Source organism: Streptomyces sp. NPDC047117 (genome assembly GCF_040643545.1).
Lineage (GTDB): Bacteria > Actinomycetota > Actinomycetes > Streptomycetales > Streptomycetaceae > Streptomyces.
This window is the reverse complement of the sequence record NZ_JBEYUN010000003.1, coordinates 382,350-409,030: the sequence shown is the minus strand read 5'-3', so window position 1 is coordinate 409,030 and position 26,681 is coordinate 382,350. Positions and strand designations below refer to the sequence as shown.

The window sequence follows — 26,681 nt, the reverse complement described above, 5'->3', positions numbered from 1 at the left end:
AGACGACTTCCGGCAGCACGCGGCATGACCGTGAGCCGCCGGATGTTGCGGCAGACGGTCGAGGAGGCGCCACGTGTTGTTCACACGTCTCATCCAACTGCCCGGCTGCGCAGTGCTCAAGGGATCATGAGAGTCCTTGACGCAGGCCTGATGGCTGCTGCTGCGAGGGCCGGCTCCGTCCCGTCATGTGCCTCAGGCCAGGCCGGGGACGGCCGACAGCAGCAAGTCGATCAGTTTGATGCCGACGAAGGGCAGGATGAGCCCGCCCAGACCGTAGAGCATGAGGTTGCGACGGAGGAGGTCGTGGGCCGAGGCCGGGGTGTAGCGCACGCCGCGGAGCGCCAGTGGGATGAGCGCAATGATGATCAGGGCATTGAAGATGATGGCCGAGGCGATCGCCGAGGTCGGGCTGTGCAGTCCCATGACGTTCAGCGCGCTCAGGCCCGGATAGGCTCCGGTGAACATCGCGGGGATGATCGCGAAGTACTTGGCGACGTCGTTGGTGATGGAGAAGGTCGTCAGGGCGCCTCGGGTGATGAGGAGCTGTTTGCCGATCTCGACGATCTCGATGAGTTTGGTGGGGTTGGAGTCGAGGTCGACCATGTTGCCGGCTTCCTTGGCAGCAGAGGTGCCGGTGTTCATCGCGACGCCCACGTCCGCCTGGGCCAGGGCCGGGGCGTCGTTCGTGCCGTCGCCGGTCATCGCGACCAACTTGCCGCCGGCCTGCTCGCGCTTGATCAGCGCCATCTTGTCCTCGGGCGTGGCCTCGGCGAGGAAGTCGTCGACGCCCGCCTCCTCCGCGATGGCCTTGGCGGTCAGCGGATTGTCGCCGGTGATCATGACGGTCTTGATGCCCATCCGGCGCAGCTCGGTGAAGCGTTCGCGGATACCCTCCTTGACCACGTCCTTGAGGTGAATCACACCGAGTGCCCGCGGACCGTCCCAGTCGTGCACCGCCACCAGCAACGGTGTGCCGCCGGCCGCCGCGATGGCGTCGGCGAACCAGCGGGCTTCGGGCGGGACATGGCCGCCGTACCGCTCCACCCAGTCGATCACCTCCGGTACGGCTCCCTTGCGGACGTGGCAGACGGCGCCATTGGCCCAGCGCAGGTCGATGCCGCTCATACGCGTCCGGGCACTGAAGTGCACGAATCGGGTCCGCTCCAGCTGATCCACCGGAGGCTTGCGCACGCCGTACTTCTTCTTGGCCAGGGCGACGACAGAACGGCCCTCCGGTGTCTCGTCGGCCAGCGACGAGAGCTGGGCAGCGTCCGCCAGCCGCAGTTTCGGGATGCCAGGAAGCGGGACAAGGGCAGTGGCTTGGCGGTTGCCCAGTGTGATGGTGCCGGTCTTGTCGAGCAGCAGGGTGTTGATATCACCGGCCGCTTCGACGGCGCGCCCGCTCATGGCGATGACGTTGCGCTGTACGAGACGGTCCATGCCGGCGATGCCGATCGCGGAGAGCAATGCGCCGATGGTGGTCGGGATGAGGGTCACCAACAGGGCGACCAGGACCGTGGTGGACTGGGCGGAGTCCGCGTAGCCGGCCATCGGCTGGAGCGTGACCGTCACCAGGACGAAGACGATGGTGAGCGCGGCGAGGAGGATGTTCAGCGCTATCTCGTTGGGCGTCTTCTGCCGGGACGCGCCCTCGACCAGTGCGATCATGCGGTCCAGGAACGTGTGGCCGGGGCGCGAGGTGACCCGTACGACGATGCGGTCGGAGAGTACCGACGTACCGCCCGTGACTCCCGACCGGTCGCCGCCCGCTTCGCGGATGACCGGCGCGGACTCACCGGTGACCGCGGATTCATCGACGGCGGCCGCACCGTCGACCACCTCACCGTCAGCGGGAATCAGCCGGCCCGCCTCGACCAGGACGAAGTCGAACGGCTGGAGGTCGGTGGCCCGGATGGTTTCGGTCTCGGCCCGGTCCAGATTGATGCCGACCCGCCAGTTGTCGCGCAGTCTGATGGCCACCGTGTCCGTTCGGGCCCGGCGCAGCGACTCGGCCTGCGATCTGCCCCGTCCCTCGGCGACGGCTTCGGCGAGATTGGCGAAGATCACCGTCAGCCAGAGCCAGCAGCTGATGACCCAGGTGAAGACGGTGGGGTGCAGCAACGCCGACAGTGTGGTGAGCGCGGCGCCCACAGCGACGACGAACAGTACCGGCTTCCTGATCAGTGCCCGGGGGCGCAGTTTCTGCAGGGCCTCGGGCAGGGACGACAGCAGCTGCTTGGGGTCGAAGAGCCCGGCCGGCGTGGCCCGCCGTCGTCTTCCGCGCCCGGACCGCATGACCGGAGCCCGGTCCTTGGCTGACGGCGGGGTCTTGGCCGTCGTAGGTTCGGCCGGTGCCTGCTGTGGGGCGGCAGGGAGCATACGAGGTGACCTTCTGGGGTGTGGGCGGCGGTGAGTGTGCGGGGCCGGGGCGGCCGGAGTAGTGGCCGCCGGCCCCTGCTGGGGCCGGGGTCCCGGGTCCCAGCAGAGGTGCGCGTACGTGGCGGGTTGAGGGTGCCGCCACGTACGCGCCGTCCGTCCGGACACGCACTCCGGCCGTACGTCGGTGGGTGCATCCGGGCGCTCCGACGTGGAGACGCCCGGGGCCGTCGTCCCGATGACGACCGGGGCCTCCGGCGGCCGAGCAGGAACGTATCCGAGTCGGATGCGGTGAGACGGGGTGCGGCGAGGGTTTTGTCGGCTCTCTGACGGGCGGAGGTGACGTGGCGTCAGGCCCCCGTCAAGAGAGCCCTGGGAACCGTCAGGGCGACGTCAGGGGATGCGACTGAGGTGCGAAGACGATCAGAGACTGAGCGGCGCGGAAACAGGTAACCGTCCGTCGCACGGCACGAGCAGGGCCGTGCCGGCCGCGTCCACGGGGGCGCAGCCGGACGGGCCGCGCATCAAGGCCGCGTCAGTATGCCCGCGGAAGGCGCCAATGAGGCATCAAGGCTTGAGCGTGTCGTCCATGGCGGCGGTGCGCTGCAGGAAACCTCTTCTCGCGCACATCGCGCACGCATTGCACGCCCATATCCCCTTCCCCCGACGGGAGACATTCCCCCGATTTTCGCCCGTGATGGGCAGCAAGGAGCTGATCAATCGTGACGGTGGAGAACGTCGTCGGGCTGATCGTGGCGGCGTGTCTGGTCGGGTACCTCGTGTTGTCCCGGGTCTTCCCCGACCGGTTCTGACGAGGGTGCCACGCGGTCGCCCTCAGCCGACGTGTACCCGCGGCCGCCGTTCCGGGTCCCGTTCCGCGCGGCGGAGGACCTCGCGCGTGACCGGGGCGACCTCACCGTCGCCGAAGACCAGGAAGCGCAGCAGGTGGCCGATGGGGTGGCCTTCGGTCCAGTTGAAGTAGGCGTGCGGGATCCGGCCGGTGCGGTCGCGCAGTTCCATCAGGACGGCGGCGATGGTGTTGGGCATCACCGGGCCCGCCACGCGAAGCCTCCGTACGCCGTACGCCTCTTCTCCGTGCACGGTCAGGTCGGTGGTGAAGTCCGAGGAGTCCTGGAGGAAGACCTCCAGGAACAGGACCGGCCGGCCGTCGGGGATGTGGGTTTCCTCGCGCCGGCGGTGCTCCTTGGTGGCGTATTCGGCGGCGCTGCGTTCGTCCGGGTCGTTGGCGATGATCCGCAGCGGGCCCGCGCGCGTGGCCTCGTCGACCAGCCGGGCGGCCGTGTCGTCGAAAGTGACGCCCACGGCGCGCAGTTCGAACGACCTGTGGACGCGGGAGGCGAAGGAGGTCAGCAGGATGCCGAGGATTAACAGCGACGCGATCTTGATGCCGTCGGGCCCGTTCGACGACATTGGTGACCAGCGTGTAGGCCATGACGACGGTGATGACGGCGAATCCGTACGTCGCGAAGCGGTGGCGGGTGTGGCGGGCGGCGACGGTGGAGGCGAAGGAGGCCGAGAGCATCAGCATCAGCACGCCGGTGGCGTACGCGCCGCTCTGGTCGTCGACGCTCGCGTTGAACCACAGCGTGATGAAGACGGCGATCGCCATGAAGACCAGTACCAGCGGGCGCACAGCCCGGGTCCACTCCGGTGCCATGCCGTACCGGGGCAGGTAGCGCGGTACGAGGTTGAGCAGGCCGGCCAGCGCGGAGACACCGGCGAACCAGAGGATGGCGATGGTCGAGACGTCGTAGACCGTACCCAAGGCCTCCCCCAGGTGTTCATGGGCGAGGTGCGCCAGCGCACGCCCGTTGGCGGAACCGCCGCTCTCGAACTCCTTCTGCGGGATCAGGAGGGTCGTCGCGAGGCTGGAGAGCAGCACGAAGCAGCTCATGATCAGTGCGGCCGTGGTGAGCAGTTTGCGCGTGTCGCGGATGCGCCCCGCCGGCTTCTCGTACGTGTCACCGGTGTCGCCGCGTACCTGCGGCATGACGGCCACGCCGGTCTCGAACCCGGACATGCCGAGCGCCAGCTTGGGGAAGACCAGCAGCGCCACGCCGATCATGGCCAGCGGTGAGGAGTGGCCGGCGGACAGCGCACTCGTCCAGTCGCCGATCCGCGTCGGTTCGGTAATCACCTGCCATGCCGAGGCGGCGATTACGACGAGGTTCAGGGAGAGGTAGGCGCCGACCAGGACGACGGCGACGTCGATCGCCTCGCGGAAGCCCTTCAGGAACACCGCGCCGAGGGCCGCGAGGAGAACCAGAGTGATCCAGACGTTCTCACCGTGCAGTCAGTGCGGGGCGAAGGGATTCTCCACGACGTGCGCTGAGGCGTCCGCGGCCGACAGAGTGATTGTGATCATGAAGTCGGTGGCGGCGAATCCGAGCAGCACCAGGACGAACAGCTTCCCGGCCCACCACGGCAGCAGCCGCTCCAGCATGGCGATCGAGCCCTCGCCGTGCGGGCTTTCCTTGGCGACGCGGCGGTAGACCGGCAGTGCGCCCAGCAGGGTGAGCGCGACCAGGACGAGGGTCGCCAGCGGCGAGAGCAGTCCGGCCGCGAGCGCCGCGATGCCCGGCTGATAGCCGAGGGTGGAGAAGTAGTCCACACCTGTCAGGCACATCACCCGCCACCACCGGTGGCCCTTGTGCTCGGTGGGTGGGGTGCCGTGAGGGCCTGGGTGGCGAGCGGTCTGCTCGCTCAGCCCTTTCAGGAGCCAGGCCCGCCAGCGATGCGGGCGGACTCCTGCTGCGGCTGGTGCGGCGACTCGGTGCCGGTCATCTGCGCGCTCTTCCTGCTCGGGGCCGGCGGATCAACGACATGCTGGTATCCAGCACATCGTCTCCTGAATCACGATCGGAACCCGGCAGGAAACTCCCGGACTACTTCAGGCCGGAGGTGGTGAAGAGCAGGCGTGCGGTCTCGCTGTCGAGCCTTCGCGAAAGCAGCCGTACCACCGTTGCGCCGCTGCCCAGCAGTCCCCGTTCGCCGGACGTGACGGCGCCCTGGTCCAGCAGGTGCCTGATCATGGGGTTGGCGACGAGCACTCCGGGGTCCAGCTCGACGCGGCCGCCGTACAGGTCCCGCAGCACCAGCCGCCGCGAGACGCCGTCCAGCAAACGCACCGAGACCAGGCAGTCGGTGCGCACTCGCCGCTCGCCGAGCAGACCGCGGGAAGCCAGCCACCCCGGCCCCGCGGCGACCCGCGGCGGCAGCAGTACAACCAGTAGCAGGGCGGCGAGCCCCGCCCACAGCACCGCACGCAATGGCGTCAGCTGCCCCGAGCAGCCATCGACCAGCAGAAGTAGCGCAAGGACTACGGCGGCACACAGGACCGCCTCTCGCCGGTCCCCCGCCCACTGCCGATCGCACACAACCCCATCGACCGACCACGGCTTCTCATCGACGCAGTGCTTCATGACAGTGAAGCTAGGGAATCAGCCGGCCGGCGCCCGCTGTTTTGACGGCTTGCTGGCGCGTCTTCGACGCGAGCCTGACGCCGGGGGCGCGGGGCGCGGCGGTCTCTGCCGTATGCCTCGTCAGCATCCCGTCAACGGACGCCGCGATCCCGGCAGCATCGCATCCGTGCCCGGCAGCATCGCGTCCGTGCCCGTCCGGCATCGCCGTCGCGCGGGCATGACGTACTCGGCGGGCCCCGGTGTACGGCTCCCCTCCGCACCGCACCGGGGCCCTTGCCCCACGCGTGGAACACCCGCCCCGTCAAGGTCTCGTGAAGACCACGGCCGTCGGCGCGAAGACGGCGTAAGGACAGCACGCTGTTCGATGTCGGCGGCCCGAACCTGGGCGGACCCGCGTAGCAAGGAGCACCCGCACATGTCCGTCCTGACCACGGAGCCCGGCAGCGCCCCCTCACCGGAAGCGCCGTCCGCCCCGCCCGATCCAGGTGACCGGCACCGGCTGACCGCGGTCACCGGCCTGGCCGCCCTGTCGCTCGACGCGATGGCATCGGTGGCGTACGGGCCCGAGGCGATCGTGCTGGTACTCGCCACGGCGGGCGGCTACGGGCTCGGGTTCACCCTGCCGGTGACGCTGGCCATCGCCGGACTGCTGGCGGTGCTGGTGGCGTCGTACCGGCAGGTGATCGCGGCCTTCCCGGACGGCGGCGGCTCCTACGCCGTGGCCAGGACACACCTGGGCCGGCCTGCGAGTCTGGTGGCCGCCGCCTCTCTGGTCCTGGACTACGTACTGAACGTCGCGGTGGCGATCACGGCCGGTGTCGCGGCGCTGACCTCCGCTTTTCCCGTGCTGTACGCGGACCGGCTGTGGCTGTGCCTGGTGGTTCTGGTGCTTGTGACGGGCGTCAATCTGCGCGGCACCGTCGACTCGGCGCGGGCGTTCCTCGTGCCCACCGCGGTCTTCGTCGTCTCCATCCTCACGCTGATCGCGGTCGGGTTGTTCCGTTCGGCTCCGGTAAGCACCGAGGCCGCCGCCGGACACGCCTCCGTACTGGCCGACAACGCCACCACGGTCGGCGCGCTGCTCCTGCTGAAGGCATTCGCCTCCGGTTGCTCCGCGCTCACCGGCGTCGAGGCCATCGCCAACGCCGTCCTCTCCTTCCGCACTCCCCGCGCCCGACGAGCCCAGCACGCCGAGATCGCCCTCGGCGCGATCCTCGGCGTGATGCTGATCGGGCTCGCGGTCCTGATCTCGCGCTTCGGTCTGCAGCCGGTGCAGGGCGTCACGGTGCTCGCCCAGCTCGCGGACGCCGCACTGGGCCACAACTGGGCTTTTTACGTGGTGCAGTTCGCCACGATGATCCTCCTCGCGCTGTCCGCCAACACCTCCTTCGGCGGCCTCCCCGTCCTGCTGAAGCTGCTGGCCCGGGACAACTATCTGCCGCATGTCTTCACGCTCAAGGCCGACCGTCAGGTGCACCGCCACGGCGTCCTCGCGCTGGCCGGGGTGTCGGCCGCGCTGCTGGTCTTTTCCGGCGGCGACACCAACACCCTCGTCCCGCTCTTCGCGATCGGTGTGTTCGTCGGCTTCACCCTCGCCCAGACCGGGATGGTGCGGCACTGGCGTCAGGAGCGCGGCCGCAGGTGGCGCACCAAGGCCGTGCTCAACAGCACCGGCGCGGTGCTCACGGGCGTGTCCGCCGTGGTGGTCACCGCCACGAAGTTCGCCGAGGGTGCATGGCTCATCGTGATCGCTCTGCCCCTGCTGGTAGCAGCATTCCTCACCGTGCACCGGGCGTACGCCACGATCGGCGAGCAGCTCGGTCTCGGCCGGATCCCCGACTCCCCGCACCGGGACCGTTCACTGGTCATCGTCCCCGTGTCGGGCCTGTCGAAGCTCACCAGCGAGGCGCTGACGGCCGCGGTCTCCTTCGGTGACGAGGTCCGGGCGGTGACCGTCTGCCACCCCGATGCCGAGGACCGGGCTCACAGCGAGGCACTGCAGCGCGACTGGGCACTGTGGGATCCGGACGTACCGCTGGTGCGGCTCGACTGTCCCGGCCGGGCGTTGGGCCGGCCCATCGCCGCCTACGTACGGGAACTCACGGCCATCGAGCCAGACACCCGGGTCACGGTGCTCATCCCGGAGGTGGAGCCCGCCCGGAGATGGCAGCGCATGCTGCAGAACCAACGCGGCGCCGTCGTCGCCCGCGCCGTCCGCCGGGACACCGATGCGGTCATCTGCCGACTGCGCTTCCGCCTCTCCTGACCGCACTCCGCCTGTGGCGGCACAACGCGCCTCCTGACGACATCCCCTCGTTGCCGGCTCCGTGCCGAGCCAGGTGGGGCATACCCCAGCACCAGGCACCCGGCCCGCTCAGCGCTGCGGGTCGATGGTCCGCAGCTGTCAGCCGGCCTTCGGCTCCTCCTGCTGGCAGCGAGTGGCTGGGCGGCGCGGTCCAACGACCGCCCTCCCCTACTCGCTCCCGGCCTCGTCGTGGTGGTGGACCGGAGCGAGCACTTCGTCGGCGGTGCGGGGTTCTGTGCGCGGCTGCTTGTCGAGTTCGTGGCGTTCGATGCCGGATCGCTCTCGCCCACGTCGCCGATCAGATGCGCACGCTCGGCCATACCTTGGCGGAACGCCCGCGGGAAGCTGTCCAGTGACTCCTGGGGCACTCCCAGCGCCCGCAGTCCCTGGTACGTGAATGCCACCGCAACCCAGGCGCCCTGACTCGGGGCCGCGCTGGGGAATCCGCCCTCGACCGATGGGAGCAGATGCCGCAGCAGGGCGCGGCCCGCATGGCGGTCATCGACGCGCAGGAAGACGAACCTCCCCACGTACGGCACCGGCCGTGGATGCAGCGCCCCGCTCTGGACATCGGCGATCTCGACAGCCGCTCCGGACCTGCTCGTGTGAGGCGGCCCTGCCGACCCTGCCGATGCGTTCATGTCGCCTGCGCCTCCGCAAACAGTCTCTGCCTGGGCAATCCCGCGGCGGCCGGTTCGCTCCGGCCAGCGCGGGACCATGGAGTGCCGGCCGGAGCGAACCGGCCCACCGCCGCCATGACGCGGACGCGGGCGACTGCCCGCTTCACTCCGGGATGTGCCGCCGGTCGGCCATAGGGCGAACTTCAGCCTGCGGCTTCCTCCATCAGCTTCTGGAAAGCGGGTGTGGCCCGCAGCTCCGCGGTGGCCGGGTTGTCCAGCATCGCCCGGAACTCGGGGGTGTCCAGCACCGCCTGGAACGCCTCGCTCACGCGTTGGTCCTTCCAGATCTGCTGAACGGTCAGGTCGGGACAGGAGCTGACGAAGATCCCCGCGGGGGCCTGGTGCGCGACACCAGTGCTTCACGCCTGGGTCGCTGATGCCGGGGAACCCCTCGGTGTGCGAGAAGATCCTCTCGAAGCGCCCGCCGACTGCCGTCTTGCCGAAGTCGTCGATGCAGGTGTCCCAGGAGCCGTCGAAGACACTCGCGAACATGTGCCGGGTGTCGTTGTCGAACATCACATGACGTGCGTCGTGCAGGGTACCGATCTCGCGTAGCGCCCCACGGTTCTCCACGTCAGCCGTTCCGCCGGCGAGCGTGTCGAGTTCCTTACGCAGCTCCTCCGCATGGCCCGACTTGACCTTGGTGAAGACCGTGAACTCGCTGCACACCCCGTCCTTCATGCCCGGACGCTCGGGCCGGCCCGACGAGGTGGCATCTGATGTCGTAGCCATTGTGAGTCACTCTTGCCACGAATTCATCTGAGGGTCGCCAAGCGCTCGGAAAGTGAGGCGCCATCGCCCTCTGCCCCTCTCTCCTTCACAGCGCGCCACCTGAGCCCGAGCAGCCCGGAAATCGGGCCACCGTGGGTTCGGGGCGCGGCTGTCCGGAAGCTGAACAGAGCGAACGCCGCGTGCGCCGTCCATCACGCCGTCGTTCGCCCTCCCAGCCGGATGGCCGTACGCCGACGGCCTGCTGCCGGACCGGCCTGGACCTGCGGTGACGCTGTGCAGCGGGGGTAGCGCAGGACGGCTCTCGGCCAATTCCCTCGCTTCCCGGGCATGTCGCGGAAGTCGTCGAGCTCCTGGAAGAGCGCCGCGCTGGTTATGAGGAACATCGCGTTCATTGTGCGAACATAACGCTGGAAAGGGTGGAGTGCATGCCCCGTTGAACATCGACTGTTCCTCACTGCTCGGCAGTGAGTGCTCCGGCTGAGCGGCGCGCGGTGACCGGCTGTGTAGTGGTCGGCCTCATGGGCGGCTCCACCCCCGACACCCAGCTCCGAGGCAGGCGCCTGTCGGCTCAGGGGCCCGCTGAAGGAAATCAACCGGGCGGAGGAAGTTTTCAGCAAGACGTTTCCGGCAAGCCCGTACTCACCACTCCGGAGAGATCGGACGATGAGGATCGCTGAAATTTACGTCTACCGGCACGAGCTGCCGGCCCCCAACGCCCCCTACCAATTGGCCCATGCGGAAGTCCGGTCTGTGTCCACGACACTGGTCGAGCCGGACGCCGATAACGCGCTTGCCGACTGGGGCGAGAGCTTTCTCAGTATCACCGGGGAAGAGCTGACCGCCCGTGCCGAGCTGGCCCCGCCGCACCGGCCCCCGGTCCCGGGCCACGCCTGCGCACGCCGTCACTGAACACGTTGCCCAGGCCGGGCCGCACACCACTGCGGCTTCCGCTCCCTTCAGGGAAGCGGTGCGCGGCAGATACTCCGCGCCTGAGCAACTGACCGAGGTGTACGCGTAGTGCACCGGCGCAGGTCTGCGACACACCACGAAGGTCTCCGACACACCACCGTCGTGCGTTGCTTCGCGCTGCGCGCTTCCGTTCGTACGCTGCCGCGCTGCGACGAGAACGCCCCGGACCGCCCACGATGCCGACGACCCGACCGAGTCTTCCCCTCCCACTCCCCCGGTTGCGTCATGCCCTGGACCGTGGGTGGACCTTCAACTCCGAGCAAAGGATGAGCTCTTGCTGCCCGAGACCATGTCCGCCGTGCTCCTGACCGGCCACGGCGGAATCGACAAGCTGGACTACCGAACCGACATCCCCGTCCCGTCCCCCCAGCCGGGCGAAGTGCTCATCGAGGTGGGCGCCGCCGGGATCAACAACACCGACATCAACACCCGCATCGGCTGGTACTCGAAGAAGGTGACGTCCGAGACAGAGTCCGGCGGCGCCCAGGGCTTCGACACCGTCACCGACGACGACCAGGCCACCTGGTCCGGTACCGCCCTCACCTTCCCGCGCATCCAGGGCGCCGATGTCTGCGGCCGGGTCGTCGCGGTCGGGGAGGAAGTGCCCCACGAACGCATCGGCGAACGCGTCCTGGTGCGCACCATGCTCCGCGGCCCCGTCGACTTCGCTCCCTACGCCTGCTGGACGTACGGCAGCGAGTGCGACGGCGGCTTCGCCCAGTACGCCACAGCGCCGCCCGCCGATACCTACGCAGTCGAGAGCGACTGGAGCGACGCCGAGCTGGCGGCCGTCCCCTGTGCCTACTCCACGGCCGAGAACATGCTGCACCGGGCCGACGTAGCCGCCGAGCACGTGCTGATCACGGGTGCCTCGGGCGGTGTGGGACTCGCCGCTGTGCAGCTCGCGAAGCGGCGCGGAGCGACGGTCACCGCCGTGTGCTCGGCCGCCAAGGCCGACGACGTCCTGGCCCAGGGGGCCGACCGGACCCTCGATCGCGGCGCCGATTTCGTCGCCGAGCTGGGTGCGGGCTCCGTGGACGTGGTCGTCGACCTGGTGGTCGGGCCACAGTGGCCGAGCCTCCTGGACGTGCTGCGCACCGGTGGGCGGTACGCCGTCGCCGGGGCCATCGGCGGCCCGATCAGCGAGATCGACCTGCGCACCGTCTACCTCAAAGACCTCACCCTGTTCGGTTGCACGTTCCAGCCCGACGCCGTCTTCGAGAACCTCGTCTCCTACATCGAGCGGAACGAGATCCGTCCTGTCATTTCCGCCACCTATCCCCTCGCCGAGATCGCCGCGGCACAGGAGGAATTCCTGAGCAAGAAACACACCGGAAAGCTCGTTCTCGTACCGCCGGCCACCGGGCGCGACCACTGACCGTCCGTCCTTACGCGAGGAGACCGCAGCCATGAAGATCACCCAGATCGAACTCTTCCAGGCCGATCTGCCCTACTCCGGCGGCACCTACCTGCTCTCCGGTGGCCGTACCTACACCTCCTTCGACGGCCTCCATCGTCCGCATCACCTGCGACTACGGCACCCAGGGCTGGGGCGAGTCCACCCCGTTCGGCTCCACCTGGATCGCCTCGCACGCGCGCGGCGTACGGGCCGGCATCGAGGAGATCGCCCCGCATCTGCTGGGCCGCGACCCGCGCCAGAGCGACCGTGTCAATGACGTCATGGACGAGGCCCTCACCGGCCACAACCACGCCAAGACCACTATCGACGTGGCGTGTTGGGACGCTTTCGGCAAGTCCTTCCCCGACGAGCAGCTCCCGCCCACGCTGCGGGAGGGCAACCGTGGGGGATCGCCCGGCGCGTCGACAGTGACCGTGAGGTGCAGACCCAGATGTGATCCGGACCCTCCAGTCATGGGCCTGCCCATGACTGGAGGGTCGGCGTTCTGCGGAAGGGGGCGCCACACCGGACCGCACAGCCGGTGTGGCGCCCCCCCTTGGACTGTCGCGAGGCCTTCGGTTCAGACGGCCTGGAACTCGACCTTGCCCAGGCCGTCGAACTCGGCCGTGACGACGGCCGCACGCTTCAGCGGTACCGCCTCCAGGCAGCTGCCGGGCAGGATGACCTGGCCGGGCTCGAAGACGATGCCGTACCGGGAGAGTTCGTTGGCCACCCAGGCGATGGCGGCGATCGGGTTGCCGAGGACGGCGGAGGCCGGGCCGGAGCCGACCCGCTCGCCGTCGTAGCGCAGTTCGCCGGTCATCGTCGAGAAGTCGATCTGCCCCAGTGTCTTGGGCGTGGTGCCGAGGACCATGCCGCCGACGGAGCCGTTGTCTGCCAGGGTGTCGCCGATCTGGATGCGCCAGTCGGTGAAGCGGGAGTCGATGATCTCGATGGCGGGGACGACGTACTCGGTGGCGCGGAGGACGTCCGCGACCGTGACGTGGGGTCCTTCGAGCCGGTCCTTGAGGAGGAACGCGGGCTCGACCTCGGCGTACGGCTCGATGAAACCGTCGAGGCGTACCGGCATGTTCTCGAAGTGGAAGTCGCTCGCGAGCAGGTGGCCGTAGTCGGGCCGGCCGACGCCGAAGGCCTCCTGCATGACCTTGGCGATGTTGCCGAGTTTGTAGCCGACGAGGCGGTCGCCGGCCGCTGTCCGCCGCTGGACGTTGTGCTTCTGCACGGCCATGGCATCGGCGAGCGTGAGATCGGGGTGGGTGTCGGTGATCGGCTGGATCGCCTTGTGGGTCTGGCGGGCGGCCTCGATGGCGTCGGCTATCTCCGTCAGTTCGTGTCGCATGGGCTCGCTTTCTGGTGGTGCGTGCAGGCGTCAGTCGCTGTTGTGCGAGGGCGACGGCTGGTGCTTCCGGTGGTGCGGGCAGCGGGAGTCGTCAGTGTTTGGTGCGCGGTGCCGACGTGACGGTGAGCGGCTTGCCCTTTGTCTCGGGGGCGGTGAGCTGGGTGACGACGGCGCCGACGGCGCACAGTCCGGCGGCGACGAGCATCGTCGAGCCCACACCGATGGTGTCCAGGGCGACGGGCACGAGGAAGGTGCCGGCCGCCGCTCCGATGCGGCTGGTGGCGGTGGCAAGGCCGATGCCGGCGCCTCGGATGTCGGTGGAGAAGACTTCGTTGGGGTAGACACCGGTGACCGCTGTCGACATCGCGTTGGTGTACGAGAAGAGCAGGAAACAGACGAGGATCAGCAGCGGGGACGCGGCCGGGAAGAAGCCGACCACCGCGAGCGCCGCGGCGCCCATCCAGAACTGCGGGATGACCAGCAGTCGGCGTCCGACCCGCTCGATCAGGACGAAGGTGGTCGCGGCGCCCGCGAGAGCGAGGCCGTTCACCCAGAGTGCGCCGAGGAACCCGTCTCCCATGCCGAAGCCCGACAGGACGGTGGGTGCGAAGGAGGCAATGGCGAAGTAGGGGGTGACGGTGCAGAACCAGAAGACGCAGACGAAGGCCGTGACCTTGCGGTAGTCGGCGGAGAAGAGACGCCAGAAGTTGGCCTTGCGGGTCTCTTCGCCGGCCAGGTCGGCGATCTCGTGGGCGTCCTCGAAGTACTCCTCGGCGATCTTCCGGGCCTCTTCGGTGCGGCCCTTGCTCATCAGCCAGCGCGGCGACTCGGGGGTGCCGATGCGGGCGATGAGGAGGAGGACGGCCGGCACGGCGCTGGTGCCGAGGATGATGCGCCAGTCCAGGTCCAGGGCGTGGCCGACGCCGTAGCCCACGGCGTAGGCCGCCAGATAGCCCAGGTACCAGGCGAATTCCTGGAGGGCGAGCAGCTTGCCGCGCAGGCGGGTCGGGGAGAATTCGGCGAGCAGCGGCCAGCCGATGGAGTACTCGGCGCCGATGCCGATGCCCATCAGGAGGCGTACGGCGAGCAGCTGCCAGCCGTTGTCGACGAAGAACTGCAGCACCGAGCTGGCGACGAACACCACCAGGTCCAGGGTGAACATGCGGGCGCGGCCGAACCGGTCGGAGAGATAGCCGCCGAGCGGGCCGCCGAAGAAGATGCCGATGAGGGCGGAGGCAGCCACCAGGCCCTGCCAGGTGAGGGAGAGCCCCAGGTCTTTGCTGATGGCGGCGTTGACGGCGCCGATACCGCCGAGTACGTAGCCGTCCAGGAACATCCCGCCGGAGGAGACGCCGGCCAGGTGGCGCAGGAATCTCTTCCGTCTGCGGTCGCTGCTCGGTTTTTGCGGCGGGCTCACGGTGATGGCCGTCATCGGCGACTCCAGCTTCGGTGGTACGAGTGGAACGAGGGGCCGTTGCGCGGCGGGCGGTCGCGGACGGTACTGCGGGGCTTCGTCGGGCGGGGGTGCGCCGAGGGCCGACCGGGCAGCCGCTGAGGGTGCGCGGCACCGGAAGGCCCGAAGCCCGGTGCTGCGGGAACGTCGGTACGCGCACGCCGAGGCAAGAAGGCGGCGTGGCCGGCTGCATTGTTCGTCCCGAACGCTGCGTTCATAAATCACCGGCCGCACCGCCGACCGAAAACTTCCATGGGCTCCGGGGCGTGTCAAGAGGTGCGCGCGAGGTCGTCCACGGCAGCGGTGACCGCACGCCGAGGTTCCTCAGGTCGCCGTCTACCTGTAGGGAGGCGGCATCGCAGGCAGTCGGTCAAGTCCTGTGAGGCGGGCGCGAAAGAGCTCGATTTTTCCTTCCTCGACGCCTTGACGGACTCGCTGGTCACTCTCAATATGAACGTTGCGTTCGCATTATGAACGTCCACGCGGCCTCGCAGTAGAGCGAGGAGCCGTGGGAGAGCTCCTTGCTCGCGCTCCGGGAGGGACACCATGAGCACACAGCCCCTGAAGCTTTTCGCCTTCGACGTCTGCGCCCCCGCCCACCTGACGGCCGGATCCTGGCGGGACGCCGCCGACCAGGGTTTCCGCTACACCGACCTGAGCTACTGGACGGACATGGCGAAGATGCTGGAGGAGGCCCGGTTCGACGGGCTCTTCTTCGCGGACAACGTCGGCTATCACGACGTCTACGGCGGCAGCCCGGACGCGGCATTCCGGGACGCGGCCCAGTTCCCCATCAACGACCCGACGCTGCTGATCTCGGCGATGGCCTCGCACACCCGCCACCTGGGCTTCGGTGTCACCGCCTCGCTCACCTACGAGGCGCCGTACTCACTGGCCCGCCGTTTCTCCACCCTGGACCACTTCACCGGCGGCCGGGTCGGCTGGAACATCGTCACCTCCTACAGCGACGCCGCAGCCCGCAACTTCGGCCTCTCACAGCAGATACCGCACGACCAGCGCTACGACATGGCCGACGAATACATGGAGGTCGTCTACAAGCTGTGGGAGGGCTCCTGGCAGGACGACGCCGTCATCCGCGACGCCACGAACGCCAGCTACATCGACCCGGCCCGCATCCACTCCATCCGGCACAAGGGCCAGTACTTCGACGTCCCCGGCATCCACCTGTGCGAGCCGTCCCCGCAGCGCACCCCGATGCTCTTCCAGGCAGGCACCTCATCGCGCGGCATGAAGTTCGCCGCCAACAACGCCGAGGCCGTCTTCGTCAACACGATGACGCCCGGGATGACCCGCCGCAGCGTCGACAAGATCCGTGCCGCGGTCGCCGAGACGGGCCGTGACCCGCGCTCGGTCAAGGTCCTCGCACTGCTCACCGTCATCGTCGCCCCGACGGACGCCGAGGCGCAGGCCAAGTACGAGGAGCACGTACGCAACGTCTCCTACGACGGCGCGCTGGCCCGCTTCGCCGGCTGGACCGGCATCGACCTCTCCGGCGCCGACCCGGACATGCCGCTGGAGTACGTGGACGTCGAGGCCTCCCGGTCGATCGTCGAGATGTTCACCAAGGCCGACCCGAACCGGAAGTGGACCACTCGCCAGGTCGCCGAGTTCATCGGCATCGGCGGCACCGGCGCCGTGATCGTCGGATCGCCGGAGACGGTCGCCGCGGAGATGCGCAAGTGGCACGAGACCGCCGACGTCGACGGCTTCAACCTCTCCTACGCGAGCAAGCCCGGCAGCTGGGAGAACTTCATCGAGCTGGCGCTTCCCGTCCTGCGCAACGAGGGCCTGGTCCGCACCGAGTACGACAAGGACACCGCCACCCTGCGCGAGTCCTTCTACGGCGCCGGCCGGCGCTACACGCTCGACGGCCACCCGGCCACGAAGATCCGCTCCGCCGCACCCGGCACCGGCGCCGACTTCGCGAGCTGATCCCCGCGGCCCGTCCCGCACGGGCCGCCACCCGCACACCTCATTTCCGCCCCGCACGATGACGTCGAAGGGACCGCTGTCATGAACGCCTTCTCCATGGCCACCGCCGCCTCCGCCCCGGCCGCCTCTTCCGCCTCGGCCTCCGCCGAGAACGCCGTCGACCAGCGGGCTTTCCGCGATGTGATGGGACATCTGCCGACCGGCGTCGTCGCGATCACCGGCGTCGAGGCGGAGACCTCGCAGCCCGCCGGGATGATCGTCGGCACCTTCCAGTCGCTCTCCCTCACCCCGGCCCTGGTGACCTTCAGCGTCGACCGGTCCTCCACCAGCTGGCCCAAGATCCGCACCGGCGGCCGGTTCAGCGCCAGCGTCCTGGCCGAGCACCAGACGGACGTCTGCAAGGCGCTCTCGCGCAAGGCCGGCGACAAGTTCGAAGGCGTGGAGTGGGTCCGCTCGCCGGAGGGCTCCCCGCAGTTCCTCGGCGCCTCGGCCTGGATCGACTGCGAGATCGAGCAGGAGCTGGACGGCGGCGACCACGTCATCGTCATCGGCCGCGTCCTGCGCATGGACGGCGGTTTCGCCAATCCGCTCGTCTTCCACAAGGGCAAGCTCGGCGGATACCGCGCTCCGGTCGCTGCCTGAGCCCACGCAACGCACCGCGACAGGCACCACCGCGGCCGGCACCGCCGCCGCACACCCGCACCACCCGCACAGGTCCCGGGCCGTTCTCACGACCCGGGCCCCGCACCCGCGAAGGACTCCCGTGAACCACCCCCAGCCCGCCGAACCCGAGACCCCGGCAGGCGAACTCGAGGGCCTGCTCGGCCTGGCCACCACGGCAGCCCCCGCCTGGGCCGCCTGCACCCCGCGCGAGCGGGCCACGGCCCTCGCCACCGTCGCAGACGCCCTGGAGAGGAACGCCGATCACCTGGTGACACTCGCCGACCGGGAGACCGGACTCGGCCACGCCCGGCTCTCCGGCGAGGTCAAGCGCACCACGGGCCAGCTGCGCTCGTACGGCGAGTACGCCGTCAGCGGCGCCCCGTTCGGCGTCACCATCGACCACGCCGATCCCGACGCAACCCCGCCGCGCCCCGAACTCCGCCGCCACCTGGTCCCCCTGGGGCCGGTCGAGGTGTTCGCGGGCGGCAACTTCCCCTTCGCCTTCTCGGTCGCCGGGACGGACACCGCCTCCGCGCTCGCGGCCGGCTGCCCGGTCCTGCTCAAGGCACACCCCGGCCACCCCCAGACCTCCGCGACGACGGCCACCCTGGTGCGCGAGGCACTCGCCGACGCGGGAGCACCGCTTGGCACCTTCGGGATGTTCACCGGCCGTGAGGCGGGCGTGACCGTGCTGCGCGACGAGCGCGTCCGGGCCGCCGCCTTCACGGGGTCGGTCCGGGGCGGCCGCGCCCTGTTCGACATCGCCTCCTCCCGTCCCCGTCCCATCCCCTTCCACGGCGAACTCGGCAGTGTGAACCCGGTCGTCGTCACGGCGGGTGCACTCGCCGAGCGCCGCTCCGAGATCGCCTCCGGGTTCGTCGCCTCCTTCACGCTGGGCACCGGCCAGTTCTGCACCAAGCCCGGCGTCCTGCTGATGCCCCGCGATCCGGAGACGGTCCAGTACCTCGCCGCCCAGGTGCGGACGGCGCACGCGCTGCCGATGCTGTCGCCGCAGATCGCGGAGGGCTACCGGCGCCGCCTCGACGAGGTCGCCGCCGCTCAGCAGACCCGCACGCTGGTCGACGGCACCCTCACCACCGACGCGGACGGCCGCCCGCAGGCCTCCCCCAGCCTTTTCGTCGTCCCCTCCGTCGAGCACTTCCTGAAGGAGGCGGACGACCTGCTGGAGGAGTGTTTCGGACCGGCGGCCGTGATCGTCCCGTACGACACCGAGGACGAGGCCGCGCAGGTTCTGGAGGCGCTGGAGGGCAGCCTCACCCTCACCTTCCACACCGCGCCCGATGACCGGCCGGCCGGCCTGGTCGCACTGGCTCAGCGCAAGGCGGGCCGGGTGCTGTTCAACGGCTGGCCCACCGGCGTCGCCGTCACCGCCGCCCAGCAGCACGGCGGCCCGTACCCGTCCGCCACCTCGGCGCACACCTCGGTCGGCCCCTACGCCATCGACCGCTTCCTACGCCCCGTCGCCTACCAGGACGCCCCGGCGGACCTCCTCCCGCCCGCCCTGCGTGACGACAACCCGCTCCGGTTCCTGCGCACCGTCGACGGAAAGCCCGAGACGGCCGCCCCTTGAGCAGCTGAGCAGCAAGACGCCTCCAAGGGAGCGGAGGAGGCGGACGGAGCGCGGATTCCGGCGGGCGGGGCGGCGCCCTCCGGAACCGCACCCGAAACGCACTGACGGCACACCGAACGACCCGGAAGGGGACCCCATGGGAACGGAACAGCACGAGCAGGTCGACGTCGCGATCGTCGGAGCCGGCGTCGCAGGCCTGGTCGCGGCCCGCGAGCTCGGCCGCCAGGGACTGAAGACCCTCGTCCTGGAGGCGCGGGACCGCCTCGGCGGCCGCACCTGGACCGACCACCGCCTCGGCCGCGACCTGGAGATCGGCGGCACGTGGCTGCACTGGACCCAGCCGCACGCGTGGGCCGAGGTCAACCGCTACGGCCTGGAGGTCACCCGGGGCCCGCGCTCCGAGGAGACGTTCTGGCTCGCCGGCGACGAGGTCCGGCACGGCACCCTCGATGACTTCATGAACCTGATCGACCCGGGCATGACACGTCTTCTCGAAGAGACCATGGCCTGGATCCCGCGCCCGGACGACCCGCTGCGCAACCCCGACCTGGCCAAGGCCGACGCCTGGACCGTCCAGGAGAAGCTCGACGAGCTGAACCTGCCGGTGGCGGAGAAGAACGCCAACGAATCAGCCTGGGTCGGCCACTTCAACTCCCCGCTCGACCAGTGCTCCTTCGTCAACGCCCTGCGCTGGACGGCCGCTTCGGCCGGTGCCTGGCACCTGATGCACGAGTCCTCGGCCATCTTCCGCCTGGCCGGCGGCACCAAGGGCCTGGTCGCGGCGATTGCGGCGGACGCCGAGGCCTCAGGCAACACCGAGATCAAGCCTTCCTCGCCGGTGACGTCCCTTGCCCACGACGCCGACGGGGCGACCGTCTCCTACGGTGACGGGCAGACCGTCCGCGCCCGCCGCGTGATCATCACCCTCGGCCAGAACCTCCTCGACGGCCTCGACGTCACCCCGGCCCTGCCCGAGGAGAAGCTCGTCCCCGCCCGCGAGAAGGCCGCTTCCCAGGGCGCCAAGGCATGGATCCGCGTCCGCGGCCCGATCAAGCCGTTCTTCGCCTACTCCTCCCAGCATCACCCGCTCTCGGTCGTCCGCACCGAGTTCCTCGGCGAGGACGATGCCGTACTGGTCGCCTTCGGCGCCGACGCCACCCGTATCGACGTCAACGACCGCGACGCGATCGACGCGGCACTGAAGGTATGGCGCGATGACCTGGAGGTACTGGAAGTCGGCGGCCACGACTGGATGGCCGACGAGCACTCCCGCGAGACGTGGCTGATCCAGCGCCCCGGCCAGTTCACCGGCCACCACGCCGCACTGCAGGCACCGTCCGGCGTGCTGCACTTCGCGAGCGGCGACATCGCCAACGTCTGGGCCGGCTTCATCGACGGTGCCGTCGAGAGCGCCACCCGCGTCTCCCGGCAGGTCCGCGAGAGCCTCGCCTGACCGCCATCACCGGACTCCGGATCGGTACAAGGGGGCCGGTCCGGGCCGTCCGCGGCGCTTACCTGGGACAGCCGCCGCGGACGTGACGCGGCCCCGCCGGGCCTTCCTCCCGGCGGGGCCTCTCGGCGCTCCGCACGGCAGCGCCGCACAGCACGGACCGCGGTGCTCCCGTACGGGGTGCCGTCGAGCACGGAAGGAGGGCGCGCGTGCGAGGCGAGCCCATGGAAGAGCAGCGCGCTTACGCGTCCGAACCAGGCGGGCTCCCACCCTGGGCACTGCGACGAGCCGCGTCCGTCCTGTCCATCGAGGGGGCCCGCGCAGGGAACGGGCTGCCCGCGGGGACGGCGAGGCTGACCGCGGCCGAGCTGGCCCGCCGCACCGGTCTCAGCCGCAGCCTCGCCCGCCGCTGCCTGCACCGACTGCGCTCGGATGCACAGGCGCGCTGAAGCTGTGTACGCGCGTGTACGCGCTTCAGTCCGTCTCGTCCCACAGAGCCGCCGCAAGCCGCTCCACCGTGGTCCGCATCAGCTCCAGCGTGCTGGGGATCTGCTCCCGGGTGAAGCGGTAGCGGGGGCCGTTCACGGTCAGGATCGCGATCAGCTCGCCCGCCGGGTCACGCACCGGTCGTGACAACGACAGCAGGCCCTCCTCCAGCTCGTTGTCGATGATCCCGTACCCCTGCTCCCGGACCTGGTCCAGCTCCCGCAACAGCTGAGCCCGGTCCGTGATCGTCCCCTCGGTGAACGCCTCCAGCCGCTCCGGCAGCAGCGCGGAGACCCGCTCCCGCCCCAGCTCGGCCAGCAGCACCTTCCCCGTCGAGCTGGCGTGCATCGGGAAGTGCTGACCGCGCATGCCCTTGTTCATCACGCTGACGACGTGTGAGCCGTACGCCTCGGCGATCAGCTCAAGGTTGTCGTTCGGCGTGGCAATGGACAGGGTGACCGACTCGTTGAGGTGGTCCGCCAGCTCCTGCAACAGCGGCTGCGCGCGCTGGGCCACACCGGAGTGCGGATCCGCGTACCGCCCGAGCCGGGCCAGCTCCCAGCCGAGCACGTAATTGTTGTCGATGCGGTCCACGAACCCGGTCTGCTCCAGGCTGAGCAGCAGCCGGAACGCGGTCGGCCGGGAGATCCCCACGGCTTTCGCCAACGTGGTGACGGTGGCGCCGGCACGCGGTTGGGCCGCCAGTTCACGCAACAATCGCGCCGCCTTGACCACGGACTTGTTGGTCAGCTCTGCGGGGGCGGCGGAGTCGTCGCTCATGGGAACCTCTCGACGGCTGGACAATTACGGACTGTGCGGTAGCGGACCACCTTCACTCTACTGACCACTCGTTCGCATTTTGAACGCCTTGGTAAACATGGTGCTGGTCACACCTCCGGAGCTGGGATGATCCAGCGCGGCCGCCTACGCGGGCCTCCCCGGGCCAACTGGCCTAGCCGTGGCCTCGCGACTCGGGGGCCGGGCTGTTACGGAACGTAACTCAGGCGTCGATCACCAAGTTGTCCAACGGTTTCGAGCAGCACAGCAGGATGCCCTGCGTGCACGAGACCGGCAGGGTGATGCCCGCATGGGACGCGGCCAGGACACGGGTGCCCGGGTCGCAGTCGAATGACGCAACGCTTCCCCCTCGACCATTGCGTGTCCGTGTCTGTGGGATATACGGCCCTGCGGACATGGCGGCCGGACCCCATGTCGAGAAGACTCGACATTATGACGACGAACGCTGACGCAAACAACAAGACCACGGTGCGCGTGCCGGACACCAAGTTGGCACGGGAAGCGACCGAGCTGGTCCGCGAGCGCACCAGCGAACTGATCTACCACCATTCACGACGGGTGTACTTCTTCGGCAGCCTCCAGGGCCGCAACCGCGACCTCAGCTTCGACCCCGAGCTGCTGTACATCGGCGCGATGTTCCACGATCTGGGGCTGAACGAGCGGTTTCACACCAGCGGACGCCGTTTCGAGGTCGACGGTGCCGACGAGGCGCGCCGCTTCCTGCAGGCGCACGGAGTGCCGGAGGACAGCGTGCGCCGGGTGTGGACGGCCATCGCCCTGCACACCACCCCCGGCATCCCCGAGTTCATGGAGCCGGAGGTCGCCCTGGTGACCGCCGGTGTGGAGTACGACGTGCTGGGCATCGGCTACGCGGACATCCCCACCGAGGAGCGCGAGAAGATCGTGGCACTGCACCCTCGCCCCGACTTCAAGAAGCGCATCCTCAGCGCGTTCACCGACGGCATCCGCCACAAGCCTGAGACGACCTTTGGCAACGTCAAAGCCGATGTGCTTCAGCACTACGTGCCCGGCTTCGAGCGCGGCGACTTCGTACGCACCATCCTGGACTCACCGTGGGCGGAGTAGCGCCCGTCGCACCGGGCACGCCCCGGGTCGTCGTCATCGTGGCCTTCGACCAGGTCCAGTTGCTCGATGTCAGCGGACCACTGGAGGTCCTCACCACCGCCAACCGCTACGGCGCCCGCTATGACGTGCACGTGGTCTCCCCTGCCGGGCTCGACGTACCCACTTCCTGCGGGCTGCGGATCGGGGTGACCACGCGTACCGAGCGGCTTCCCCGCAACGTGCACACGGTGCTGGTGCCCGGACGCAGAGACTGGCAGCGCGCCACCGCCGACGACGCACTGATGTCACTCGTCAGCGCTCTCGCCGCGCGGGCACGGCGAGTGGCGTCGGTCTGTGCCGGCGCGCTTCTGCTGGCTCAGGCCGGGCTCCTGGACGGGCGACGCGCCGCCACCCACTGGGAGTTGGCAGCGCAGCTGGCGACCGCCTTCCCCCGCGTACGAGTGGCGGCGGACCCGGTGTTCGTACGCGACGGCCACGTCGTCACCTCCGCCGGGGTCACCGCGGGAATCGACCTGGCCCTGGCCCTGGTCGAGGAGGATTACGGAGCGGACATCGCACGGGAGGCTGCGCGCCAGTTGGTGGTCTTCATGGCCCGGCCGGGCGGGCAGTCCCAGTTCAGCATTCGGATGACGCCACAGCAGCCGAAGCATCCGCTGGTGCGCCGGGCGATGGACGAGGTCGCCGCGGATCCCTCGCTCCCACACGGCATCGGCGCGCTGGCCGCGGAGCTGGACGTCAGCGGTCGGCATCTGTCCCGCCTTTTCCGCCAGGAGACGGGCATGACACCAGGGCAGTACGTCGACGCCGTCCGCGTGGAGGCCGCCCAGGCCCTGCTGTCCTCCGGCACCACCTCGGTCGAGGAGGTCGCGCAGCAGGCCGGCTTCGGCTCATCGGAAACCATGCGCCGAGTGTTCCAGCAGACCCTCGGCGTCTCCCCCACCGTCTACCGGGCTCGCTTCCGCACCACAACCGCTTCCCCGACCTGATCCGCCTCGCTCCCCCGCCGGCTACCCGACCACGCGCCTGGTGGCGAAGCCGATCGCCGCGGCGACGGCGGCCAGGGCTGCGACACTGGCGAGAGCGGTTGGCAGGGAGAGCCAGCCGGCTATGAAGCCGATCGCCGGAGGGCCGAGGAGCATGCCGCCGTAGCCGAAGGTGGAGGCGATCGCGACGCCGCTGGGACCGGCGACGGCTCCGGCGCGTTCCACGGCGATGGGGAAGAGGTTGGCCAGCCCGATGCCCGTGACGGCGAAGCCGAGGAGTGCCGCCCACACCGACGGCGCGAAACACCCGAGTAGCGTGCCGGCCGTGGCGGTGCAGCCGCCGGCAACGATGGTGCAGGTGCGACCCAGCCGTTCGATGAGGGTGGTACCCGTCAGCCGCCCGATCGTCATCGCCAGCGCGAAGCACGAGTAGCCGGCCGCGGCGACACCCGGCGAGGCGGCCAGGTCCTGTTGGAAGTGCAACGCACCCCAGTCGGCCATGGCCCCCTCGCCGTACGCCGTGCACAGCGCGACCAGCCCCAGGACGGCGACCACGCCACGGGTACGGGCGTTCAGGCCTCGTGCTTCGGGCCCGGCGGCGGGCGGCGCCTTCGAGAGACCTCGGTCCGCCGGCGCCGGGCGCTCGTGCCGGAGCAGCGTACGACCGTAGACAGCGGTGACCAGCATGCCGATCACTGTCAGGCACAGCAGGTGGTAGACCGGGGAAAGGTATCCGGCTACGACCCCGCCGAGACCGGCCCCCACCATGCCGCCGAGACTGAAGGCCGCGTGGAAGGTGGGCATGACCGGCCGCTGCAGTGCGGCCACCAGATCAACGGCCGCGCTGTTGAAGGCGACATTGATGCCTCCGTAGGCGGCGCCGAAGAACATCAGGACAGCCCCCAGCGCTGGGGCGGAGTGGGTCAGCGGCGGCAGGGCGACGCTGAGCGAGAGCAACACGGCGCAGACGACGGTGACCAGGTGACTGCCGTAGCGACGGCACAGGCGTCCGGTGAGAGTCATCGTCACGACAGCTCCTGCCGAGACACCGAGCAGAGCCAAGCCGAGCACTCCGGTGGAGGCGTGGGTCTGGTGCTTGATGTCGGGAATGCGCACGACCCATCCGGCGAAGACGAAGCCGTCGAGGGCGAAGAAAGCGGTGACAGCGACACGGAGACGCGTGAGCGCGTTGTCCCGCACAGCGGTGCGCAGGTGCACTTTGTTCATCAGGGGCACAAATTCAGGCTAGGAGGGCGTCCCCAGCAAGACAAGAGGCAGCTCGTCCGCGCACACAAGGAGGCGCGGGCCCGGCTACTTCCAAGCGCGGTCAAGGAAGTCGGCGATGAGCCGGGCGATCTCCGGCAGGTGGGTTTCGAGGGCGAAGTGACCGGTGTCGAAGAGGTGGAGTTCGCCACTGGGCAGGTCGCGGAGGTAGGCGCGGGCTCCGAGTTCGGTGAAGAAGGGGTCGTTGCGCCCCCAGGTGATGAGGGTGGGCGGGGTGTACTCACGCAACCACGCCTGCCAGCGGCCGTAGCTCTCGATGTTGGTGTGGTAGTCGAAGAACAGCGCCAACTGGGCTTCCTTACGGCCCGGAAGGTCCAGGAAGTGCTGATCGAGGGTCCAGCCGTCCGGGGCGATCAGGTCGGTGTCGGCGACGCCGGTCTCGTACTGGCCGCGCGTGCCCTCGAGGGTGAGAAAGCCGCGCAGGGTGTCCTCGGCACCGGGGGCCTCCGGCTGCAGGGTGAGGAGATCTCGGGCTGCGTCCGAGAGTCCGTCCTCGTACGCATTGCCGTTCTGCGTCATCAGCCCCGCGATCCACTCGGGATGCCGTTCGGCGAGACGGAAACCGACCGGCGCACCGAAGTCGAAGACGTACATCACGAACCGATCGAGGCCCAGCCGCTGGACGAAGCCTTCGGTGACGTCGGCAAGCCGGTCGAACGAGTAGGTGAAGCCGTCCGGCACCTCGGTGTGGCCGAAGCCCGGAAGGTCCGGGGCGATCAGCCGGTAGCGAGCGCCCAGCGCGTCGATGAGCCGGCCGAACTGGTGCGACCCGGACGGGAAGCCGTGCAGGAGCAGCAGTACGGGCGCGTCCTCTCGCTCGGGAAACGACTCACGGTAGAAGACGCGGACGCCGTCCACGTCCAGCTGACGGTGAGCAGTGCGGGCAGGCGTAGCGAACATACCTAACTCCTTCATCGGCGATGTATGCATTAGGGATGTACGCATTAGGTATAGCGGTGGAGGGCTAACGCGTCAATGCGGCGAGGTAGCATTAGGTGCATGAGTGATCTCGTGCCGCTGACCGGCGAGCCACTGGCGCTGGACCTGGTCAACACCCGCCCCACCGTCGGCGAGCTGCTCGCCACCCCGGAGGATCTGCGCGCCTGGGTGGCGATGCAGGCCGAGCGGCTCCCGGACGCGCCGGAGAAGATCACCCCCACCGAGCTGGCCGCTGTGCACGCCGTACGGGAGCACGCCGCCCGCGCACTGGAACACGGCCGTCACGGCACCCGGCCTTCACAAACCGACCTGGACGCCCTCAACGAGGCACAGCGCTCCGCGCCCGCCATCAGCGAGGTGGCGTGGAACGGGACGGGGCTCACCGTCACCCGTCGCCGCGGCGGCTCATCCGCCGAGCAACTGGCTGCCTGGCTCGCCGAGGCCACCGCCGAGCTCCTGGCGGACCCGGCGATCACCAGGATCCGCCAGTGCGAAGCCGACGACTGTGTCCTGCTGTTCCTGCCCGCCCACCCGCGCCGCCGCTGGTGCTCAGCCGCCCGCTGCGGCAACCGCATGCGCGTCGCCCGCCATTACCAACGCAACAGAGCGGGCTGACCGGAGGCCCCACAGCGAATCCGGTGTCGACGTATGGGCGGCGCTGCCGTCCGCCGGCGGTACCACCGATCTGCGGTGCGGAGCTGCCGCAGCCTCTGCCGCACGCGTGCCTCGCC

General features: G+C 69.5%; 20 protein-coding genes and 2 pseudogenes. 13 read left to right on the top strand and 9 right to left on the bottom strand.

Going from position 1 to position 26,681, the window contains the following annotated elements; translation table 11 throughout:
* Positions 1-192 precede the first annotated feature (192 nt).
* Complete coding sequence (kdpB, locus tag ABZ840_RS07860) at positions 193-2,295, bottom strand: potassium-transporting ATPase subunit KdpB (protein WP_361554953.1); 2,103 nt, start codon at positions 2,293-2,295, stop codon at positions 193-195.
* An 803-nt stretch (positions 2,296-3,098) separates the two neighbouring features.
* Here kdpB and ABZ840_RS07855 point away from each other — a divergent pair.
* The gene (locus ABZ840_RS07855) at positions 3,099-3,188 is read left to right on the top strand and encodes a K(+)-transporting ATPase subunit F (protein ID WP_361554950.1); all 90 of its coding nucleotides are present in this window, start codon (positions 3,099-3,101) and stop codon (positions 3,186-3,188) included.
* 22 nt (positions 3,189-3,210) lie between these two features.
* On the opposite strand, the pseudogene ABZ840_RS07850 reads toward ABZ840_RS07855, so the two are convergent.
* Both ABZ840_RS07850 and ABZ840_RS07845 read right to left on the bottom strand, forming a co-directional pair.
* Positions 3,211-5,023, bottom strand: a pseudogene (locus ABZ840_RS07850) (amino acid transporter).
* A 259-nt stretch (positions 5,024-5,282) separates the two neighbouring features.
* Positions 5,283-5,657 carry a hypothetical protein gene (locus ABZ840_RS07845; RefSeq protein WP_361555408.1) on the bottom strand — a complete coding sequence of 125 codons (375 nt, stop codon included), beginning with the start codon at positions 5,655-5,657 and terminating at the stop codon, positions 5,283-5,285.
* Between the two features lie 577 nt (positions 5,658-6,234).
* Between ABZ840_RS07845 and ABZ840_RS07840 the strand changes: the two genes are divergently transcribed.
* Positions 6,235-8,085, top strand: a complete 1,851-nt coding sequence (locus ABZ840_RS07840) for an APC family permease (protein WP_361554947.1) — start codon at positions 6,235-6,237, stop codon at positions 8,083-8,085.
* 862 nt (positions 8,086-8,947) lie between these two features.
* On the opposite strand, the gene ABZ840_RS07835 is transcribed toward ABZ840_RS07840, so the two are convergent.
* Positions 8,948-9,073, bottom strand: coding sequence for a hypothetical protein (locus ABZ840_RS07835; RefSeq protein ID WP_361554944.1), 126 nt, complete (start codon positions 9,071-9,073; stop codon positions 8,948-8,950).
* Between the two features lie 1,126 nt (positions 9,074-10,199).
* Here ABZ840_RS07835 and ABZ840_RS07830 point away from each other — a divergent pair.
* The 3 genes and pseudogenes from ABZ840_RS07830 to ABZ840_RS07820 all read left to right on the top strand — a co-directional run.
* Positions 10,200-10,445, top strand: coding sequence for a hypothetical protein (locus ABZ840_RS07830; protein WP_361554941.1), 246 nt, complete (start codon positions 10,200-10,202; stop codon positions 10,443-10,445).
* Positions 10,446-10,779: 334 nt separating this feature from the next.
* Positions 10,780-11,883, top strand: coding sequence for an alcohol dehydrogenase family protein (locus ABZ840_RS07825; protein ID WP_361554938.1), 1,104 nt, complete (start codon positions 10,780-10,782; stop codon positions 11,881-11,883).
* Between the two features lie 101 nt (positions 11,884-11,984).
* A pseudogene (locus tag ABZ840_RS07820) lies at positions 11,985-12,203 on the top strand (hypothetical protein); the annotation flags it as partial.
* Positions 12,204-12,484: 281 nt separating this feature from the next.
* Here ABZ840_RS07820 and ABZ840_RS07815 read toward each other — a convergent pair.
* Together ABZ840_RS07815 and ABZ840_RS07810 are read right to left on the bottom strand one after the other, a co-directional pair.
* A complete protein-coding gene (locus ABZ840_RS07815) occupies positions 12,485-13,264 on the bottom strand; it encodes a 2-keto-4-pentenoate hydratase (RefSeq protein ID WP_361554935.1) in 780 nt (259 codons plus the stop codon).
* Between the two features lie 91 nt (positions 13,265-13,355).
* A complete protein-coding gene (locus ABZ840_RS07810; RefSeq protein ID WP_361554932.1) occupies positions 13,356-14,696 on the bottom strand; it encodes an MFS transporter in 1,341 nt (446 codons plus the stop codon).
* Positions 14,697-15,263: 567 nt separating this feature from the next.
* Here ABZ840_RS07810 and ABZ840_RS07805 point away from each other — a divergent pair.
* The 5 genes from ABZ840_RS07805 to ABZ840_RS07785 all read left to right on the top strand — a co-directional run bounded on the left by ABZ840_RS07805 (position 15,264) and on the right by ABZ840_RS07785 (position 20,823).
* Complete coding sequence (locus tag ABZ840_RS07805) at positions 15,264-16,670, top strand: LLM class flavin-dependent oxidoreductase (RefSeq protein WP_361554929.1); 1,407 nt, start codon at positions 15,264-15,266, stop codon at positions 16,668-16,670.
* 81 nt (positions 16,671-16,751) lie between these two features.
* Positions 16,752-17,312, top strand: coding sequence for a flavin reductase family protein (locus ABZ840_RS07800; protein ID WP_361554926.1), 561 nt, complete (start codon positions 16,752-16,754; stop codon positions 17,310-17,312).
* A gap of 121 nt (positions 17,313-17,433) precedes the next feature.
* Positions 17,434-18,924, top strand: coding sequence for an aldehyde dehydrogenase (NADP(+)) (locus ABZ840_RS07795; RefSeq protein WP_361554923.1), 1,491 nt, complete (start codon positions 17,434-17,436; stop codon positions 18,922-18,924).
* A 136-nt stretch (positions 18,925-19,060) separates the two neighbouring features.
* Positions 19,061-20,377, top strand: a complete 1,317-nt coding sequence (locus ABZ840_RS07790) for an NAD(P)/FAD-dependent oxidoreductase (RefSeq protein ID WP_361554920.1) — start codon at positions 19,061-19,063, stop codon at positions 20,375-20,377.
* 206 nt (positions 20,378-20,583) lie between these two features.
* Positions 20,584-20,823: a helix-turn-helix domain-containing protein gene (locus tag ABZ840_RS07785; protein WP_361554917.1), complete on the top strand. Its 240-nt coding sequence runs from the start codon at positions 20,584-20,586 to the stop codon at positions 20,821-20,823.
* A 25-nt stretch (positions 20,824-20,848) separates the two neighbouring features.
* Here the strand turns inward: ABZ840_RS07785 and ABZ840_RS07780 are convergent, their stop codons facing one another.
* Positions 20,849-21,640 carry an IclR family transcriptional regulator gene (locus ABZ840_RS07780; protein ID WP_361554914.1) on the bottom strand — a complete coding sequence of 264 codons (792 nt, stop codon included), beginning with the start codon at positions 21,638-21,640 and terminating at the stop codon, positions 20,849-20,851.
* Positions 21,641-22,090: 450 nt separating this feature from the next.
* Between ABZ840_RS07780 and ABZ840_RS07775 the strand changes: the two genes are divergently transcribed.
* Positions 22,091-22,744: an HD domain-containing protein gene (locus ABZ840_RS07775; protein ID WP_361554911.1), complete on the top strand. Its 654-nt coding sequence runs from the start codon at positions 22,091-22,093 to the stop codon at positions 22,742-22,744.
* Positions 22,732-23,730 carry a DJ-1/PfpI family protein gene (locus tag ABZ840_RS07770; RefSeq protein ID WP_361554908.1) on the top strand — a complete coding sequence of 333 codons (999 nt, stop codon included), beginning with the start codon at positions 22,732-22,734 and terminating at the stop codon, positions 23,728-23,730. The genes ABZ840_RS07775 and ABZ840_RS07770 overlap by 13 nt, the downstream gene beginning before the upstream one ends.
* A 21-nt stretch (positions 23,731-23,751) precedes the next feature.
* Here the strand turns inward: ABZ840_RS07770 and ABZ840_RS07765 are convergent, their stop codons facing one another.
* Positions 23,752-24,954 carry an MFS transporter gene (locus ABZ840_RS07765; RefSeq protein ID WP_361554905.1) on the bottom strand — a complete coding sequence of 401 codons (1,203 nt, stop codon included), beginning with the start codon at positions 24,952-24,954 and terminating at the stop codon, positions 23,752-23,754.
* A gap of 84 nt (positions 24,955-25,038) precedes the next feature.
* Positions 25,039-25,911 (bottom strand): alpha/beta hydrolase, encoded by an 873-nt coding sequence (locus ABZ840_RS07760; RefSeq protein WP_361554902.1) that lies wholly within the window; start codon positions 25,909-25,911, stop codon positions 25,039-25,041.
* 99 nt (positions 25,912-26,010) lie between these two features.
* On the opposite strand from ABZ840_RS07760, the gene ABZ840_RS07755 reads away from it, so the two are divergent.
* The gene (locus tag ABZ840_RS07755; protein WP_361554899.1) at positions 26,011-26,565 is read left to right on the top strand and encodes an ABATE domain-containing protein; all 555 of its coding nucleotides are present in this window, start codon (positions 26,011-26,013) and stop codon (positions 26,563-26,565) included.
* Positions 26,566-26,681: the final 116 nt, after the last annotated feature.

What these genes read in the sequence shown, in the direction of transcription:
- kdpB (WP_361554953.1), bottom strand. Translation starts at nt 2,295, where the DNA reads ATGCGGTCCGGGCGCGGAAGACGACGGCGGGCCACGCCGGCCGGGCTC.
- ABZ840_RS07840 (WP_361554947.1), top strand. Translation starts at nt 6,235, where the DNA reads ATGTCCGTCCTGACCACGGAGCCCGGCAGCGCCCCCTCACCGGAAGCG.
- ABZ840_RS07830 (WP_361554941.1), top strand. Translation starts at nt 10,200, where the DNA reads ATGAGGATCGCTGAAATTTACGTCTACCGGCACGAGCTGCCGGCCCCC.
- ABZ840_RS07815 (WP_361554935.1), bottom strand. Translation starts at nt 13,264, where the DNA reads ATGCGACACGAACTGACGGAGATAGCCGACGCCATCGAGGCCGCCCGC.
- ABZ840_RS07810 (WP_361554932.1), bottom strand. Translation starts at nt 14,696, where the DNA reads ATGACGGCCATCACCGTGAGCCCGCCGCAAAAACCGAGCAGCGACCGC.
- ABZ840_RS07805 (WP_361554929.1), top strand. Translation starts at nt 15,264, where the DNA reads ATGAGCACACAGCCCCTGAAGCTTTTCGCCTTCGACGTCTGCGCCCCC.
- ABZ840_RS07800 (WP_361554926.1), top strand. Translation starts at nt 16,752, where the DNA reads ATGAACGCCTTCTCCATGGCCACCGCCGCCTCCGCCCCGGCCGCCTCT.
- ABZ840_RS07790 (WP_361554920.1), top strand. Translation starts at nt 19,061, where the DNA reads ATGGGAACGGAACAGCACGAGCAGGTCGACGTCGCGATCGTCGGAGCC.
- ABZ840_RS07780 (WP_361554914.1), bottom strand. Translation starts at nt 21,640, where the DNA reads ATGAGCGACGACTCCGCCGCCCCCGCAGAGCTGACCAACAAGTCCGTG.
- ABZ840_RS07775 (WP_361554911.1), top strand. Translation starts at nt 22,091, where the DNA reads ATGACGACGAACGCTGACGCAAACAACAAGACCACGGTGCGCGTGCCG.
- ABZ840_RS07765 (WP_361554905.1), bottom strand. Translation starts at nt 24,954, where the DNA reads ATGAACAAAGTGCACCTGCGCACCGCTGTGCGGGACAACGCGCTCACG.
- ABZ840_RS07760 (WP_361554902.1), bottom strand. Translation starts at nt 25,911, where the DNA reads ATGTTCGCTACGCCTGCCCGCACTGCTCACCGTCAGCTGGACGTGGAC.
- ABZ840_RS07755 (WP_361554899.1), top strand. Translation starts at nt 26,011, where the DNA reads ATGAGTGATCTCGTGCCGCTGACCGGCGAGCCACTGGCGCTGGACCTG.